Origin of the sequence: Oligoflexus tunisiensis (assembly GCF_001748245.1) — a bacterium.
GTDB lineage: Bacteria > Bdellovibrionota_B > Oligoflexia > Oligoflexales > Oligoflexaceae > Oligoflexus > Oligoflexus tunisiensis.
In genome coordinates this window covers 221,720-235,734 of the sequence record NZ_BDFO01000001.1, presented here as the reverse complement: position 1 = coordinate 235,734, position 14,015 = coordinate 221,720, and the positions used below count along the sequence as shown (strand labels likewise).

The window sequence follows — 14,015 nt, the reverse complement described above, 5'->3', positions numbered from 1 at the left end:
TCGTTTTGGATCACCAGCCTAGTCTAATACCGGAAATACATCCAGCAAGACGTCCTCACCAAATTTATCTTGCAGGTCGCGTTTGACGCCATTCATCAAAGTCAGTCTGGACGAGGGACAACCCTCACAGCCACCGCCGAGACGCACGCTGGCGATCCCGTTCTGAAAGGATTCCAACCGGGCATAGCCGGAGTGCAGAGCCAGCATATCGGACACCGGGCCTTCCAAATAAAGGGCGATCTCCTGCGCCAATCCCTCAAAGCGATCGGAGGTGAGCGGTTCCAGGCTACGCCCGGATGGATCCATGCCCAGCAATTCCTTCATGGCCTCCAGGACCTCGTCCTCGCTCGACCCTTCCGTGATACGTCCGGATGGTTCATGCAAGGCGCGCCAATGGCCAGGAGTTTCCTGATCAACTGTTACAGCCGGAAGAGAGGTCGTCATGATTATCCTCGAGCAAAACAAACAGGGCGGCAATCCGCCGTTTTATCATACCTTATCTACACCAGCCATCGACCTGGATCAAGGACACTCTCCAGGATAAAGACTTTTTGAGCCCTGGGCTCTCAAGTATAAAGGATGTTTCAACACTGACCAGGAGTTTGTCCGATGCGTGCTGAATCCCGCCAACTCGCTGCTATTGTTTTGGCCGCAGGCAAAGGGACCCGAATGAAGAGCCAGCTGCCCAAGGTGCTGCATCCTTTGGCTGGCGTACCGATGGTGGGTCGGGTGATCACCACCTTGAATAGCATAGGCATTCAGGAGATTTGTGCTGTGATCGGTGGCGAGCTCGAACAGCTCAGTGGCTGCCTGGAAAATTATCAGCCTCTGACCCTGACGGTGCAAACCGAACGGTTGGGCACAGGCGAGGCGGTGGCCTGCGCCGGTTTTGGCTTTAACAATACGGTCGTGCCGCCTTATGCCAAAGGCTACTGGTGGAGCGGCGCCCATCTGGATTGTACTCATGTTTTGATCTGTGCCGGTGATACGCCCGCCCTCGATGCTCAGGTCCTGCGTTCCTTTCTGGATTTCGGACAGTCCAAGGAAAGCCGGCTGGCCGTCCTTGCCATGCGCCATCCTCAGCCGCGCGGCTATGGGCGCATACTCACCGACGAGCAGGGACAGCTCGTGTCCATCGTCGAGGAAAAGGATGCGACGGCCACTGAGAAAAAAATCGACATCTGCAATTCCGGAGTCATCCTTGCGGAAAAGGGTTTGCTCTTTTCCCTGCTCGGCCAGCTCACGACAGCCAACGCGCAAAAGGAATATTATCTGACGGATTGCTTTGCCATCGCACGCAAGCAGGGTATCGCCGCCGACGTGTGGGTCACCGATCATTACGAGGCCTTTGACGGCGTGAACGATCGCCGCCAACTCGCTGATCTGGAACAAAGAATTTTGCGCCGTATCCGGGAAAACTGGATGCTGCAGGGCGTGACTTTTCAGCTGGCCGACAGCTGCTATATCGAGGAAGGCGTGATCATCGGCGAGGATTCGCGGATCGGTCCTCACTGTAGCCTGCTCGGACGTACGCGGATTGGTAAATCGTGCGAGATCGGTAGCCATGTCTGCTTGAAAGATGTAATCATTCCAGATGGCACGAAGGTTCCTCCCGGAACCATTCAATCCTCCACCACTGCCACCTGACCCTGTTTGAGGAGTTCCTGGAATGTGCGGAATTATCGGTTATATCGGCTCGCGGAGCTGTCTGGACATCGTTTTTGATGGGCTAAAGCGCCTGGAATATCGCGGCTATGATTCCGCCGGTATTGCCGTGTTGCACGATCGCCACATCTCCATCACCAAGGAAGCTGGCAAGATCGACAACCTGAAGCCTTTTCTTTCGCAGCTGCCCGCCGCCGCGCAGATCGGGATAGGCCACACCCGTTGGGCCACTCATGGCACACCCACCAAGGAAAATGCGCATCCGCACATCTCGGATCGCCTGGCCCTGATCCATAACGGGATTATTGAAAACTATCGCGAGCTGAAACAGGAGCTTCAGGATAAGGGTGTGACGTTTCGCTCGGAAACCGATACGGAGGTGATCGCTCACCTTCTGGGTCAGGAACTCAAGGGCGGCACGCATCCTCAGGAAGCCCTGATGCGCGTCATCCAGAGGCTCGAAGGCGCGTTTTCCCTGGCTCTGATCACCGACCAGGATGATCAGCATATTTATCTTGCCAAGCAGGGTTCGCCGCTGGTGATCGGACTCGGGCAAAATGAAAATTTCTTTGGCAGCGATATCACCGCGTTTGTCAGCTACACGCAAAAGGCCGTGTTCCTGCATGATGGGGAATGCGCATCCGTGGGCCGCAATGAAGTGAAGCTCTGGAATCGTGAAGGTCAGGAGCTTCCGCTGAAAACCACGGTCCTGCAATGGTCGCCCGGCAGCGCCGACAAGCAGGGCTATCGCCATTACATGCTCAAGGAAATCCACGAGCAGCCCCGCGTGATTTCCAAAACCACGCAGGCCTTTGCACCTGAGGGCGTGCTGAATCACGAAGCTCTTGGCCTGAACAGCATCCAGCTTGAAAAGGTGAAGAGCATTCACATCGTGGCCTGTGGCACCGCTTACTACGCGGGCATGGTGGCCAAATATTTTATGGAGCCTGCCCTCGGCCTGCCGGTGAACGTGGAACTCGCCAGCGAATTCCGCTACCGCGATCCTTTGCTGATGGGTCAGGGCCAAACCCTGGTCATGGCGATTTCTCAGTCGGGTGAAACCGCGGATACGCTGGCCTCTTTGAAACTGGCCAAGGACAAAGGCTGTCAAATCTTTAGCATCTGCAATGTGGCCTATTCCTCGATTCATCGCGAGAGCCATGGCAGTATTCTGATGCATGCCGGGCCGGAAATCGGTGTGGCGTCGACCAAGGCATTCACTTCGCAGGTTCTCTGCGCTTATTTTTGGAGCATGGCCGCGGCCGAAAAACTGGGCCGTCTGAGCGCCAAGGATAAGGAAGCCCGGCTGCAGGAACTCAAAAGTCTGCCGCTCTATATGGACCAGGCCTTGAATGCTGAGGAACATATCGCCGAGCTGGCCAACAGCCTTTACGAGTATCCGAATTTTCTCTTTGTCGGCCGCGGACCCAACTTCATCATCGCCCTCGAAGGCGCGCTGAAGCTGAAGGAGATTTCCTATATTCACGCCGAAGGCTATGCCGCCGGTGAGTTGAAACACGGACCGATTGCCCTGATCGACAAGCATATGCCGATCGTGGCCATCGCCCCGCATGATGCCTACTATGAAAAGACCCTGAGCAACATCGAGGAAATTCGCGCCCGCGAGGGTTTCGTGATCGGCATCGGGGATGAAAAGGACAGCCGCCTGCGCGACTTGAGTCAGCTCTATATTCCGACTCCTAAAATGAATAATCCGTATTTCCAGGCTATTCTGGCAACCGTTGCCGTTCAGTTCCTGGCCTATTATATTGCGATCAAACGAGGGACCGATGTGGATCAGCCACGCAACCTCGCCAAATCCGTGACCGTTGAGTGAGTGAATGAGTCTTCTTCTCGAGTCCTTGAACCAAGTGCAAAAATCGGCCTGTCTCCATCGGGATGGGCCTTTGGTTGTGTTCGCCGGAGCCGGCAGCGGCAAAACCCGTATCATCACCACGCGGATTGCCTGGCTGATTGAGCAGGGCGTGCTGCCCTGGGAAATTCTGGCCGTGACCTTCACCAACAAGGCCGCCGAGGAGATGAAACACCGGGCCGAGGCTTTGACGCCAGAAGCCCGGCGTTGTCTTGTGACAACCTTTCACTCGGCCTGCGCCCGCTGGCTGCGTGAATTCGCAACCGAGCTGGGCTTTGATTCCAACTTCAGCATTTACGATGACGCCGACAGCAGCAAAGCGCTGAAAAATATTCTGAAGGAAATGGTGCCAAAGGGCGATCTGCCCACGCTGGTGAATGAGATGAAAAGTTTCATTCACTATGCAAAGACCGCCGGTCTTTTCCCGCATGAGGCCGAGCAGCTGGCGATCAACAATCCCACGCTGGTGCCGACCGGGGGCGTGCAGGTCTATCGACGTTATCAGGAGTATTTGCAGCAGAGCAACGCCATGGACTTTGGCGATCTGCTGCTGAACCTGCTTCTCCTTCTGCGCACCAACAAAAGAGTGCGAGGCATTCTGAGCCAGCGCTACCGTTACATCATGGTGGATGAGTTCCAGGACACCAACCGCACGCAGTTCGAGATCATTCAGATTCTGAGTGAGCATCACCGTAACCTCGTGGTGGTGGGCGATGATGATCAGTCCATCTACAGCTGGCGCGGCGCGACGCCGTCCAACATCATCGACTTTCATCAGACCTATCCGGAAGCCAAGCGTGTGGCTCTGGAGCAGAACTATCGCTGCACCGGCAACATTGTGAACGCAGCCAGCAAACTCGTGGCCAACAACAAGCGTCGGGCTCCGAAGACCCTCTTCACCGAAGCGGATGCGGGGGACCCGATCGAGGTCCATCTGGAAGCGGATGGCGAAATGGAAGCCTTCTGGATTGCCGAACGCATTCAGGCCGAACGCCGACAGTTTCCCTATGATGACATCGCCATCTTCTATCGTACCAACAGTCAGTCACGTTCCCTCGAGGAAGCGCTGCGCCGGCACAAGATCCCCTATACGATCTTTGGGGCCGTGGAATTCTATGAGCGTCTTGAAATCAAGGATCTGCTGGCTTATCTGCGTCTTCTGCTGAATGACAATGACAATCTCAGCTTTCTTCGGGTCATCAACGTGCCCACGCGGGGGATCGGGGACAAGGCGGTCGAGCAGATCGAACAGTATGCGCGTGCCAACAATTTAACTCTGATGCAGGCCAGCCGCATGCTGGCGACCGCGCCCAAAATCGGACCCAAGTTGAAATACTTTGGGGATCTGATCGCGGCCCTGCGCATCGACATTCTGCAGGCCCCACTCAAGGATGCCATCAAAATTCTGCTCGAGGCCCTGGAGTATCCGGACTATCTGAAAAAGAAGTATCCCGACCAGTATCTCGACAAGATCGATAACATCCAGGAATTGGCAGCGGCCCTGGCGGAGTTTCAAAAGAAAACTCCGGAGGCCAAACTCGAAGACTGGATGCAGACGATCGCTCTTGTCCGCGACGATCCGGATGAGCAGGAGGTGGTCGGCGTTTCGATGATGACCCTGCATATGGCCAAGGGTTTGGAGTTCCCACGGGTCTACATTGCCGGTCTTGAGGATGGGCTCCTGCCGCATAAGAACAGCGTGGAGGATCACGCCATGATCGAGGAGGAACGACGCCTCCTCTATGTGGGCATCACAAGGGCCAAGGTGAAGCTGTCGCTGAGCTGTGCCAGACGCCGCCGCAGCTATAACACCGAGTCCATGAATCCGCCTTCGCGCTTTTTACAGGAAATTCCAAAAGAGTATGTGAAATTCTCCATGAAGGCCGAGGAAGCGTTCCAGCCTAAGCCAGCGGCCAGCGCCTACTCCTATGATTACGAGGATACGGGTGAACCCATTCTGAAGGGCAGCCGGGTCTACCATCCGACCTATGGGCATGGGGTGGTGGAAGGTTTTGACCAGCATCTGGGCCAGAACAAGGCCATCGTCCGCTTCCGTGAATTTGGCTTCCGCAAAATCCGCCCCAGTCAGCTGCAAAGTCTTGGCGAACAGGACTGATCCGTCGGGGCGTACGCCCCATTCCCCCTTTATGGTACAATAGGCTCATCGCGTGAAATCCTGAGGTGAGTCATGGGCGTTCGTATCGTCTTCTGCCTGACGCTGGCTGTGCTTTTGATCGGCACACTGCGCGGCGAAGTTTCGATCATGGACTACTTCAAGCTTCGAAAAAGTCTCCATGTTCTGGAAGGAACTGTTGAAAAACTCAAAAGCGACAACCAGGACTTGAGCGAGGAAATCCGTAAGATCAAGAGTTCGCCGTCTTACGCGCGGAAGGTCCTGCGCGATAAATATCATGTCACAGAAGCGAACGAGAAAATCATCTTCTTCGCCGATTGAACGGAGGTCCGATATGCAAAGGATTGCGCTCGCACTGGGTTCCGCCTGGCTCTTGACAGCCTGTGGCGGCAGCAACTTAAACTCGTTCTTTGTTACCGAGGAGCAGAAGAAAGCCCAGGATCAGCTGCGCATTCAGGCTCAGTACGAGTACGATCAGGGCAATAACGACAAGGCCCTGGAGATCACCGATGACATTCTGAAGTTGAATCCGTACGAGGAAAAAGCGCTGATCCTGCGTTCCTATGCTTACCTCAGCAAGGCGGGTCTGGATGCCTTCAGCCTGTCCAAAAACCTGATCGAGCAGTCGGAAAACAAGGACAGCAGCACATCGTCGGGTGATGCGACGGCGGACAACCTGAACTCTCTGGCATCCGTCATTGGCCTGAGCACAGCTGATTTCAATGAGCTCGGCGCAGCCAATACCGTCGACGGCGGCTCCACCAGCACCACGGTCTATTATCCCAAGAGCCGTACCGATGCCCGTGTGTCTCTGAGTGAAATCGTGACCAACATCGGCCTCGCCGTGGAAACCCTGTGTCCCATTATCCAGGCGGGTTCCGCCAAGGATCCTGCCAGGGATCCCAGGCATAGCTGCGAGGCCAGCCCCCTCGAACTCCAGGGTCGCGCCCAGTCTCACTTTGCCTGGGCTCTGGCGCATCTCGGTGAGGCGATCGCCTTCTATTCCGTTGTGCTTTATGACGATGGCGCCGTGGGTGCTGATGGCAAGCCGCTCGGGCCCAACCTTCAGCGCGTTTCGGCCAGCCTCAATCCCCAGGGTGATGTGGCCGTATTCCTGTCTGGCCTGACCGCCCTCACCAATGCCATCAACACGATTTTTCCCACGGATGCCACAGCTGCCGCCGATTCCATGCTGAACGCCATGTTCACGGACATGGAGATCACCAGCCTGGCTTTCTCGTCGATGGGCGGAGTGCCGGATTCGGTGACGAAATCGATCGATGATTCGATCACCAACCTGCAGGCGAAGATCGCCAAGATTTCATCCACCACGGACAGCGGCGCCACGTCGGAAGCGGCAAAGCAGAACGCTGCGGTGCGCAATGCTCTGACAACGAAGATGGCGACTGAGCTGGATAAGAAGATTGGGCAACTGCCCGATGATCAGAAAGACCAGGCCTGCGAACTTTTCAAATCGATCAACTCGGATCCGGCCAAGAAGCCTGCTGGGTGCTGATGCAGACGGCTGACAGTTGACGGTCAGCGGGGTGCTGATGCAGACGGCTGACATTAAAACGGCCAGCTCAAACAAGAAAGCCGGGGAAACCCGGCTTTTTTCGTTCTACAATTCGTCCTCGTCGCCCACACCGCGGCCGGTCTTTTTCATTCGCTCCAGCTGCTCTTTGTATTTCACACTGTGACGGCACCAGGGACGGACTTCCAGACGGCGCTTGGGAATGGGTTCACCGGTTCCTTCGCAGAAACCATATTCGCCAGTCTTGATCTTTTCCAGTGCATGATCGATTTCGCCAAGGAGCTTCCGGTCACGATCCAGAAGTTTGAATGTCAAATTCTGTTCGGTGGTGGCGGAAGCCAAATCCACTTCGTCCAGCATTTCATTCTTATCCAGCTCAATATTTCCAGCCTTCACGAGCTGAGCGGATTTCTGCAGGAGTTTGCCTCTCTCTTCCAGCAACAAAGCACGGAAGCGTTCGAGCTCCTCTCGTGACAGGAATTCGTGATTGTCTATTGGGTCGTGCGTGGCCATTCACATCATTCCTTCTTCTGAGCGGTCAAAGTCGATGTCTTCTACCGAAGCCCAAACTAGATAACAAATAGTAATTTCTTTGATTCAGGAATTCAAGACATTAGCATAGGTTCGGCGCTTCCGGGAAGAGCGAACCCTGATCTTTTTGTTCCAGATATCCCTTCAATTCATCGAGTATCGTCAACGCCTGTATTGGCGTGGTCTTAAGGATATTCGTGCGTTCAAGCCGTTCCAGAATACGCTGCAGAGCGATACCATGAACGCCGGAAGGCGGCGCCTTCTCGTGTGCAAAGGCCTGCTCCAACGGCGGCAGAGACGGGGCTTTTGTGTCAGGAAGACGCTTTTTCGGCGCTTCCTTTTCCGTCCATAGCTGGGGTTCCGTCATGAGCTGTCTGGCTCGCGCAATAATACTCGCAGGAATTCCCGCTATTTTCGCTACATCAATACCAAACGAACTGCCGCTGGCGCCATCGATCAAACGATGCGTAAAGCGGATCGCTTCGTCCTCTTCCTGCACTTCCACCTGAGCGATTCTCAGACTGGGGAATTCCGCGGAAAACGGCACCAATTCATGGTAGTGGGTCGCAAACAAAGTATAACAGTGCACTTTTCTTGCGATATGCTCGAGGATCGCGGCCGCAATGGCCAGACCGTCCTGCGTCGAAGTTCCACGACCAACCTCATCCAAAATGACGAGACTGCGATCGGTGGCCTGCCTGAGGATCGTCGCGGCTTCCGACATCTCAACCATGAAGGTTGATTGTCCGCGCGACAAATCATCGGCAGCACCCACCCGGGTGAATATTCTATCAAAGAGCGGTAGACTGGCTTCAGCAGCCGGTACAAAACTGCCGATTTGATGCAAAATCGCTGCCAATGCCGTCTGCCGCATCACAGTCGATTTACCAGCCATATTGGGCCCGGTAATGAGCATCTGTCTTTGCTGATTCGTCAGCTGTACATCGTTCGGCATGAAAGCCTGGGATCCAACCCAGCGTTCCACCACAGGATGACGACAGGCCTTCAAACGGAGGGACCCGTCCTTGGCTATTTTTGGTCGTACATAGTTATCCTGAAGGGCCTTGCGCGCAAAGCTTTGATACACATCAAGTCGCGCCAGCCCTTCCGCGACGGCCCGTAACTGTTCCTGCTTGCCAGCGAGTGTTTGCAAAAATTGCTGATAAAGTTCCTGTTCGCGATGAACAGCTTCTTCAGTCGCCGCAGCCAGGGTTTCACCAAGAGCTTCAAGCTCCAGGGTCACGAATCTCTCGTTGTTTACCATAGTCTGGCGCCGAATAAAACCCGTAGGAACCTTGGCTAGATTGGCCTTGGTGATTTCAATCAGCAATCCATACGATTTGTGTTCTTTAATTTTAAGACTGGAAATACCGGTTTCCTGCCGGAGCTTTTGCTCATAGGCATCGATCTGCTCCTGACCATGGCGGGACAGGCCACGCAGTCTATCCAATTCAGCATCGTATCCTTCCACAAACACGTCCAAACTTCCGAGCGCCGCGGGAATCGGCGCCAGGGCCGCCTCCATATTCCGGGTAAACGCTGCGGCCAGCTCAAGCCTGGACCGGATATCTCCCCATTCGAGTCCCTGCAGCTGACTGGCCATGTCCGCCAGCTGCAGACTGGCCTCCAGACTTTTCTGTATCTGCAGAAGATCCGCCGGCTGAGCCTTGCCCGCCAGCACCCGGGTTGTCAGACGGTCCAGGTCGCTGCAGGATTTCAAAAGGATCTGCATCACGCTCAAGGTTTCGGCACCGGCCTGCAGCAGACTCTGCACTGCTTCCTGACGTTCATGAATCATCACCGGATTCAGAAAGGGTCGCGCCAGGTCATGACGCAAAAGCCGCGCGCCCATCGGCGTGCGAGTGGCATTGATCTCCTTGAAAAGGCTGCCTTCCGTATCGCGGCGGCGCGCGGTTTCAAACAGCTCAAGATCGCGGCGCACCGTTTCATCAAGCTGCATGCGATCGGCTTCGCGCAGGGGACGGATCACCAGAAACTGGACGGTTCTCTTGTGCAGATCATGCAGATACTGCAGCACGGCAGCCACCAGAGCTTCCCCGCCCGGCACCGCACCACAGGGCAGAGTCTTAAGGTCAGTGCAGGCGAACTGATCCTGCATCAATTTCTGTTGCGCGGCCTTGTCCCGCAAGAGGGCTTCCGAAAGCTGCCCAAAACTGAGCGGGCCACGTGCCATATAATTGCGAATGCGGTCCTTCAATTCATCCTGCAGAAAACGGCGGCAGACGATTTCCTTGGGCTGCAAAATATCGAGCCAGCCGCTCACATCATCCGGCTGAATCACGCCCAGGCGAAACTCCCCCGTGGATATATCCAACGCCGCGAGCACCCACTGTTTGTCGCCTGGATTTTCATGAAGAGCGACGAGATAGTTGGGTTGATCCGCCTCCAGTCCTTCCAGTTCGTCGATGGATCCTGGTGTCATGACTTGGGAAATATCACGGCGCACGAGCCCCTTGGCCTCCGCGGGATCCTCCATCTGGTCGGCTATGGCCACCCGATAACCCAGCTTCAGGAGCTTGAGCCAGTAACCCTTCACCGAATGGTGGGGCACACCGCAGAAGGGAATGCGCTGCTTGTCGCCACGCTCACGGCTCGTCAACACCAGGTCCAGGATGGGCGCAACTTCTTCGGCATCCTCACCAAAAACCTCGTAAAAGTCCCCCATCCGGAAGAAGAGGATGGCATCCGCTGCTTTCTGCTTCAGTTCAAAGACCTGGCGCATCATCGGCGTCAGTTGTTGCAACTCTTCAGCGGTGATATTCAGCATGCATGATCCTTTCCAGGGCGATTAGCCGAAGCCAGGGTATAAAATTCAAAATCAATATCAGAAAAACAGGCCGCCAGCTCACTCAGGGTGTGGCCGGTGGTGACAACGTCATCCACGATCAGCACTCTCAACCTGGCGCTCCGCAAAGGAGTCGGTCTATACGGCTCAAAATACGAAGCATCATAAAGTTTTTGGTGGCTTCTGAATACCCCTTGCCTGCGTGAATGCTCCCGCAAAGCCTGTTTTTGCCAGCGGAAGCCCAGCCTCCAGGGGGGTGGGCAGACCATAAGACCCGCGGCATGGGCCAGACCCTGCGCCAGCATCATGGCCAGGTCCAGGTTTCCGCGCCAACGGCTCCAGAGACTGGAGGGAGCCGGCATGATAACGTCACAGCGACCCAGGCTATCCCACAGCAGGGGCGAGCGCAGACTGCGTCTCACCAAGGCCGGACCCACGCGACGAAAACCCTGACTTTTGCAGGCTAAAATACATTCCCGTCCCACACCTCGATAAGCATAGGAACTCAAAACCTGCGCGTCCGTCGAGAGCAAATTGCAAAAACGCCCGCCATCCCGCAACCGCACGGCATCCAGCGCCTTGTCGCAGACGGCACAAAAATCCCCCCGACCCATCCGAAAGCACAGCACGCAATAAGCCATGGTCCACCCCCTGCCTATTCCCTAAGGAAGCATGCTGGTGCTGTCCAGTGACATCGAAACTCCCTCAGGGGGCGGCGTTCTATTCGTGATGATAAGGTGTGCCGCGCAGGATGCTCGCCGCGCGGTAAATTTGTTCCCAAACCATGACCCAGGCCAGGTCACTCGGGAAAACGCCTTTGGAAAGGCGCCAGACGAAATCCGCCTGGCGGCGCAGTTCATCTGAAATGCCATAAGGACCGCCGATGACAAAACTCAGCGATTTGGTCTGTCCGAGGTCCATTTTGCTTTGAATCAATTGAGCGAGTTCAGGCGAGCTGAGATCCTTGCCGCGTTCATCGAGAACCACCACCGCCTGGTGCGGATCATCCGTCAAACCCAGCCGGCTCTGCAGTTCCTTGCCGGCCCTTTCGGACCCGGCAGCGCGGACGATATGTTCCTCAATCTTCCAAATGGGCTTGAGCCGTTTGGCAAACATTTCCGCCAGCTCTTCATAGGCCGCATGAGCCGGCTTGCCCACTTTGATGATCTGGATCTTCATAAGGCATCAATCGAAATAAGTGGTATCCGCATTCGGCCACAGGCGCTCAAGAGCATAATAGTCCCGGATCGAATCGAGGAAGATATGAACCATCGTATGGCCATAATCCATCAGGATCCAGTGTCCCGTCTGCTTCCCTTCAATGGCCAAAGGCTTGCCTGCCTTTTTCTCCCGCAAAACCTCTTCAATATGTCCGGCAATGGCCTGCGTCTGGCGCTCATTGCTGCCCGAGCAGATCACCTGATAATCACAGAGACTCGACTTGCCTTCAATTTTCTGCACCGCAATACGCGTCGCCTTCTTATCAGCGGCAGCGCCTGCGATCAGCTTAATAATGTCCATGGATTCCATTGTGGCCTCTCACTTTGTATAAATCCCGTGCTGCTGTATATAAGCGGCAACGTCGGGCACCAGCCAGCCTTTTTTCAGCAAAGCACTGGGGTCTTTTCGTACATCACGGCTGGCAGCATCTGAAACGCTGCCAGGCAAAAGATAAACTGAGGTCCCCAGCTCACGCCAACGCAAACGTTCGGGCTCCAGGGCGTCCAGGTGCAAACCAAGCTTTGCGGCCAGCGTCTGCAACGCATCGGTCAACGAACGGTCCTGTCCACGACTGACCACCACAAGATCAGCCATTCGCAAAATTTCCAGCGGCTCGCGCCAGGCTGCAAACTGCTCCAGCTGATCCTGACCAATCAAAAGCGCCCAGGTTTCGCCTGAGAAATGCTGCTGACAATGCCGAAGGGTTTGCACCGTATAATTGGGGGCAGGGAGCTTTGTTTCCACATCAGTTAAAAGTGCCCCACCCTTTTGAATCACGTTTGCAAAATTCAGGCGACACATCGCGAGGCGCTGTTCAAATGTGGCACCGGGAGCCTTGTGCTGCTGAGCCGCTCCTGCGGGTGCAGGGCCCACGGAAATCCACACGCAGCTTCCTGGAAACCGAGCACAGGTCCGTTCCACCACCCGCTGATGTCCCACATGCGGGGGATCAAAGGTGCCGCCGTAAAAAATCACCGACGGACGGGAACGTTCCTGAGGTTCAGATGCCAAAATCCTGATCCTCATTCGCGCGCGACATCCAGATATAACCTTCCTCATCCGCACGCTTCGGACTCACAGGCGTTTCGACGACTTCCACCTTCTGCTTTTCTTCCTGAACAAGCTTCCACACGCGACGTTTGAAGTCATTGATGCCATTGCGTGCCACCGCCGAGACCCGCAGCACTTCCAGGCCGCGTTCCTTCAAAGGCGCTTCCACTTCATCCCAATCAAAATCCTCAGGCGCGATATCGCTCTTCGTCAGGGCAATGAGATGCTTTTTATTGGCGAGGCTTTCACTGAACGAGCGCAGCTCATTTTCCAGGGTTTCATAGGCATCCAAAGGCGGCATTTCATCGAGAGCAAAAGGATCGATCACATAAACGACGACCTTCGTGCGTTCGAGGTGCCGGAGAAATTCATGACCCAAACCCTTGCCTTCGCTTGCGCCTTCGATCAAACCGGGAATATCCGCGGCCACAAAACTCGCGTTGCCCCATTCATCCATCTCGGGAACGGTGACCACACCCAGCTGAGGAATCAAAGTGGTAAAGGGATAATCGGCAATCTTCGGCCTCGCGGCACTGATGCTGCTGAGCAGCGTGGATTTCCCGGCATTCGGAAAACCGGCAAAGCCCACGTCAGCAATCAGCTTCAATTCCAGCCGCAATTCCATTTCCACGCCTTCGCCACCGGTCGTACTCTCATGCGGAGCCTGATGGGTCGCGGAAAGAAAACGGATATTGCCAAGACCGCGCTTGCCGCCTGGCGCGAGACAGATTCTTTGCCCGTCTTCCAGTATCTCGGCGATCAGCTTGCCTGTCTGGCGATCATAGGCCTGCGTGCCGATCGGAACCGGAATCTCCAGATCCTCACCGTTGCGTCCGGTGCAATTATTGGTGCCGCCTTTGGCGCCATGCTCGGCCGCATAACGACGCCGGTAGTAGAGACCACTCAGGCTATTGAGCTGAGCCTTGCCGACCAGATAGACGCTGCCACCAAAGCCACCATCGCCACCATCAGGGCCAAGTTTAGGTGCGTTTTTGGCTGACTTAAAGCTGACCATACCTGGCCCGCCATCGCCGGAACGCACGGTTATTTCTGTTTCATCAACGAATGCCACAACTTGGCCCTCCGATAAGGGGGATCTTTTCAGGCTTGATTCCAATTGCAGGCTTGAGGTGGGGAAGAATCAACAACCCTGCTCTGGCTCGTGCTTATACCGCTGAAGCCGAGAGAGGTCAAATTCGAA

At 55.4% G+C, this 14,015-nt stretch carries 13 protein-coding genes; 5 read left to right on the top strand and 8 right to left on the bottom strand.

Annotation, left to right across the window (positions count from 1 at the left end; translation table 11 throughout):
- Positions 1-18 precede the first annotated feature (18 nt).
- Entirely contained in the window at positions 19-444 is a 426-nt protein-coding gene (locus tag OLTU_RS01045; protein WP_141730906.1) for a NifU family protein, read from the bottom strand.
- A 165-nt stretch (positions 445-609) separates the two neighbouring features.
- Here OLTU_RS01045 and OLTU_RS01040 point away from each other — a divergent pair, with 165 nt between their 5' ends.
- From OLTU_RS01040 to OLTU_RS01020, 5 genes are all read left to right on the top strand, one after another.
- Entirely contained in the window at positions 610-1,647 is a 1,038-nt protein-coding gene (locus OLTU_RS01040; RefSeq protein WP_141730905.1) for an NTP transferase domain-containing protein, read from the top strand.
- Positions 1,648-1,669: 22 nt separating this feature from the next.
- The gene (gene glmS / locus OLTU_RS01035) at positions 1,670-3,502 is read left to right on the top strand and encodes a glutamine--fructose-6-phosphate transaminase (isomerizing) (RefSeq protein WP_141730904.1); all 1,833 of its coding nucleotides are present in this window, start codon (positions 1,670-1,672) and stop codon (positions 3,500-3,502) included.
- 4 nt (positions 3,503-3,506) lie between these two features.
- Positions 3,507-5,654: an ATP-dependent helicase gene (locus OLTU_RS01030; protein ID WP_141730903.1), complete on the top strand. Its 2,148-nt coding sequence runs from the start codon at positions 3,507-3,509 to the stop codon at positions 5,652-5,654.
- Between the two features lie 72 nt (positions 5,655-5,726).
- A complete protein-coding gene (locus tag OLTU_RS01025) occupies positions 5,727-5,993 on the top strand; it encodes an FtsB family cell division protein (RefSeq protein WP_141730902.1) in 267 nt (88 codons plus the stop codon).
- A gap of 13 nt (positions 5,994-6,006) precedes the next feature.
- Positions 6,007-7,188 (top strand): outer membrane protein assembly factor BamD, encoded by a 1,182-nt coding sequence (locus OLTU_RS01020; protein WP_141730901.1) that lies wholly within the window; start codon positions 6,007-6,009, stop codon positions 7,186-7,188.
- 105 nt (positions 7,189-7,293) lie between these two features.
- Here the strand turns inward: OLTU_RS01020 and OLTU_RS01015 are convergent, their stop codons facing one another.
- The 7 genes from OLTU_RS01015 to obgE all read right to left on the bottom strand — a co-directional run bounded on the left by OLTU_RS01015 (position 7,294) and on the right by obgE (position 13,886).
- On the bottom strand, positions 7,294-7,719 hold the full coding sequence (locus OLTU_RS01015; protein WP_141730900.1) for a TraR/DksA family transcriptional regulator: 426 nt from the start codon (positions 7,717-7,719) through the stop codon (positions 7,294-7,296).
- Positions 7,720-7,819: 100 nt separating this feature from the next.
- The gene (mutS, locus tag OLTU_RS01010) at positions 7,820-10,525 is read right to left on the bottom strand and encodes a DNA mismatch repair protein MutS (RefSeq protein ID WP_141730899.1); all 2,706 of its coding nucleotides are present in this window, start codon (positions 10,523-10,525) and stop codon (positions 7,820-7,822) included.
- A complete protein-coding gene (locus tag OLTU_RS01005; RefSeq protein ID WP_141730898.1) occupies positions 10,519-11,184 on the bottom strand; it encodes a ComF family protein in 666 nt (221 codons plus the stop codon). The genes mutS and OLTU_RS01005 overlap by 7 nt, the downstream gene beginning before the upstream one ends.
- A 79-nt stretch (positions 11,185-11,263) precedes the next feature.
- Positions 11,264-11,722, bottom strand: coding sequence for a 23S rRNA (pseudouridine(1915)-N(3))-methyltransferase RlmH (locus OLTU_RS01000; protein WP_141730897.1), 459 nt, complete (start codon positions 11,720-11,722; stop codon positions 11,264-11,266).
- A gap of 6 nt (positions 11,723-11,728) precedes the next feature.
- Positions 11,729-12,064, bottom strand: coding sequence for a ribosome silencing factor (gene rsfS, locus OLTU_RS00995; RefSeq protein ID WP_218109767.1), 336 nt, complete (start codon positions 12,062-12,064; stop codon positions 11,729-11,731).
- Between the two features lie 18 nt (positions 12,065-12,082).
- Positions 12,083-12,775 carry a nicotinate-nicotinamide nucleotide adenylyltransferase gene (locus tag OLTU_RS00990; RefSeq protein ID WP_176736226.1) on the bottom strand — a complete coding sequence of 231 codons (693 nt, stop codon included), beginning with the start codon at positions 12,773-12,775 and terminating at the stop codon, positions 12,083-12,085.
- Entirely contained in the window at positions 12,765-13,886 is a 1,122-nt protein-coding gene (gene obgE / locus OLTU_RS00985; protein WP_176736225.1) for a GTPase ObgE, read from the bottom strand. The genes OLTU_RS00990 and obgE overlap by 11 nt, the downstream gene beginning before the upstream one ends.
- Between the last annotated feature and the right edge of the window lie 129 nt (positions 13,887-14,015).

Bases quoted from the DNA above. Each gene is read 5' to 3' on its own strand.
- OLTU_RS01040 (WP_141730905.1), top strand. From the start codon at position 610: ATGCGTGCTGAATCCCGCCAACTCGCTGCTATTGTTTTGGCCGCAGGC.
- mutS (WP_141730899.1), bottom strand. From the start codon at position 10,525: ATGCTGAATATCACCGCTGAAGAGTTGCAACAACTGACGCCGATGATG.
- OLTU_RS01025 (WP_141730902.1), top strand. From the start codon at position 5,727: ATGGGCGTTCGTATCGTCTTCTGCCTGACGCTGGCTGTGCTTTTGATC.
- OLTU_RS01015 (WP_141730900.1), bottom strand. From the start codon at position 7,719: ATGGCCACGCACGACCCAATAGACAATCACGAATTCCTGTCACGAGAG.
- rsfS (WP_218109767.1), bottom strand. From the start codon at position 12,064: ATGGACATTATTAAGCTGATCGCAGGCGCTGCCGCTGATAAGAAGGCG.
- OLTU_RS01000 (WP_141730897.1), bottom strand. From the start codon at position 11,722: ATGAAGATCCAGATCATCAAAGTGGGCAAGCCGGCTCATGCGGCCTAT.
- OLTU_RS01045 (WP_141730906.1), bottom strand. From the start codon at position 444: ATGACGACCTCTCTTCCGGCTGTAACAGTTGATCAGGAAACTCCTGGC.
- OLTU_RS01005 (WP_141730898.1), bottom strand. From the start codon at position 11,184: ATGGCTTATTGCGTGCTGTGCTTTCGGATGGGTCGGGGGGATTTTTGT.
- OLTU_RS01020 (WP_141730901.1), top strand. From the start codon at position 6,007: ATGCAAAGGATTGCGCTCGCACTGGGTTCCGCCTGGCTCTTGACAGCC.
- OLTU_RS01030 (WP_141730903.1), top strand. From the start codon at position 3,507: ATGAGTCTTCTTCTCGAGTCCTTGAACCAAGTGCAAAAATCGGCCTGT.
- glmS (WP_141730904.1), top strand. From the start codon at position 1,670: ATGTGCGGAATTATCGGTTATATCGGCTCGCGGAGCTGTCTGGACATC.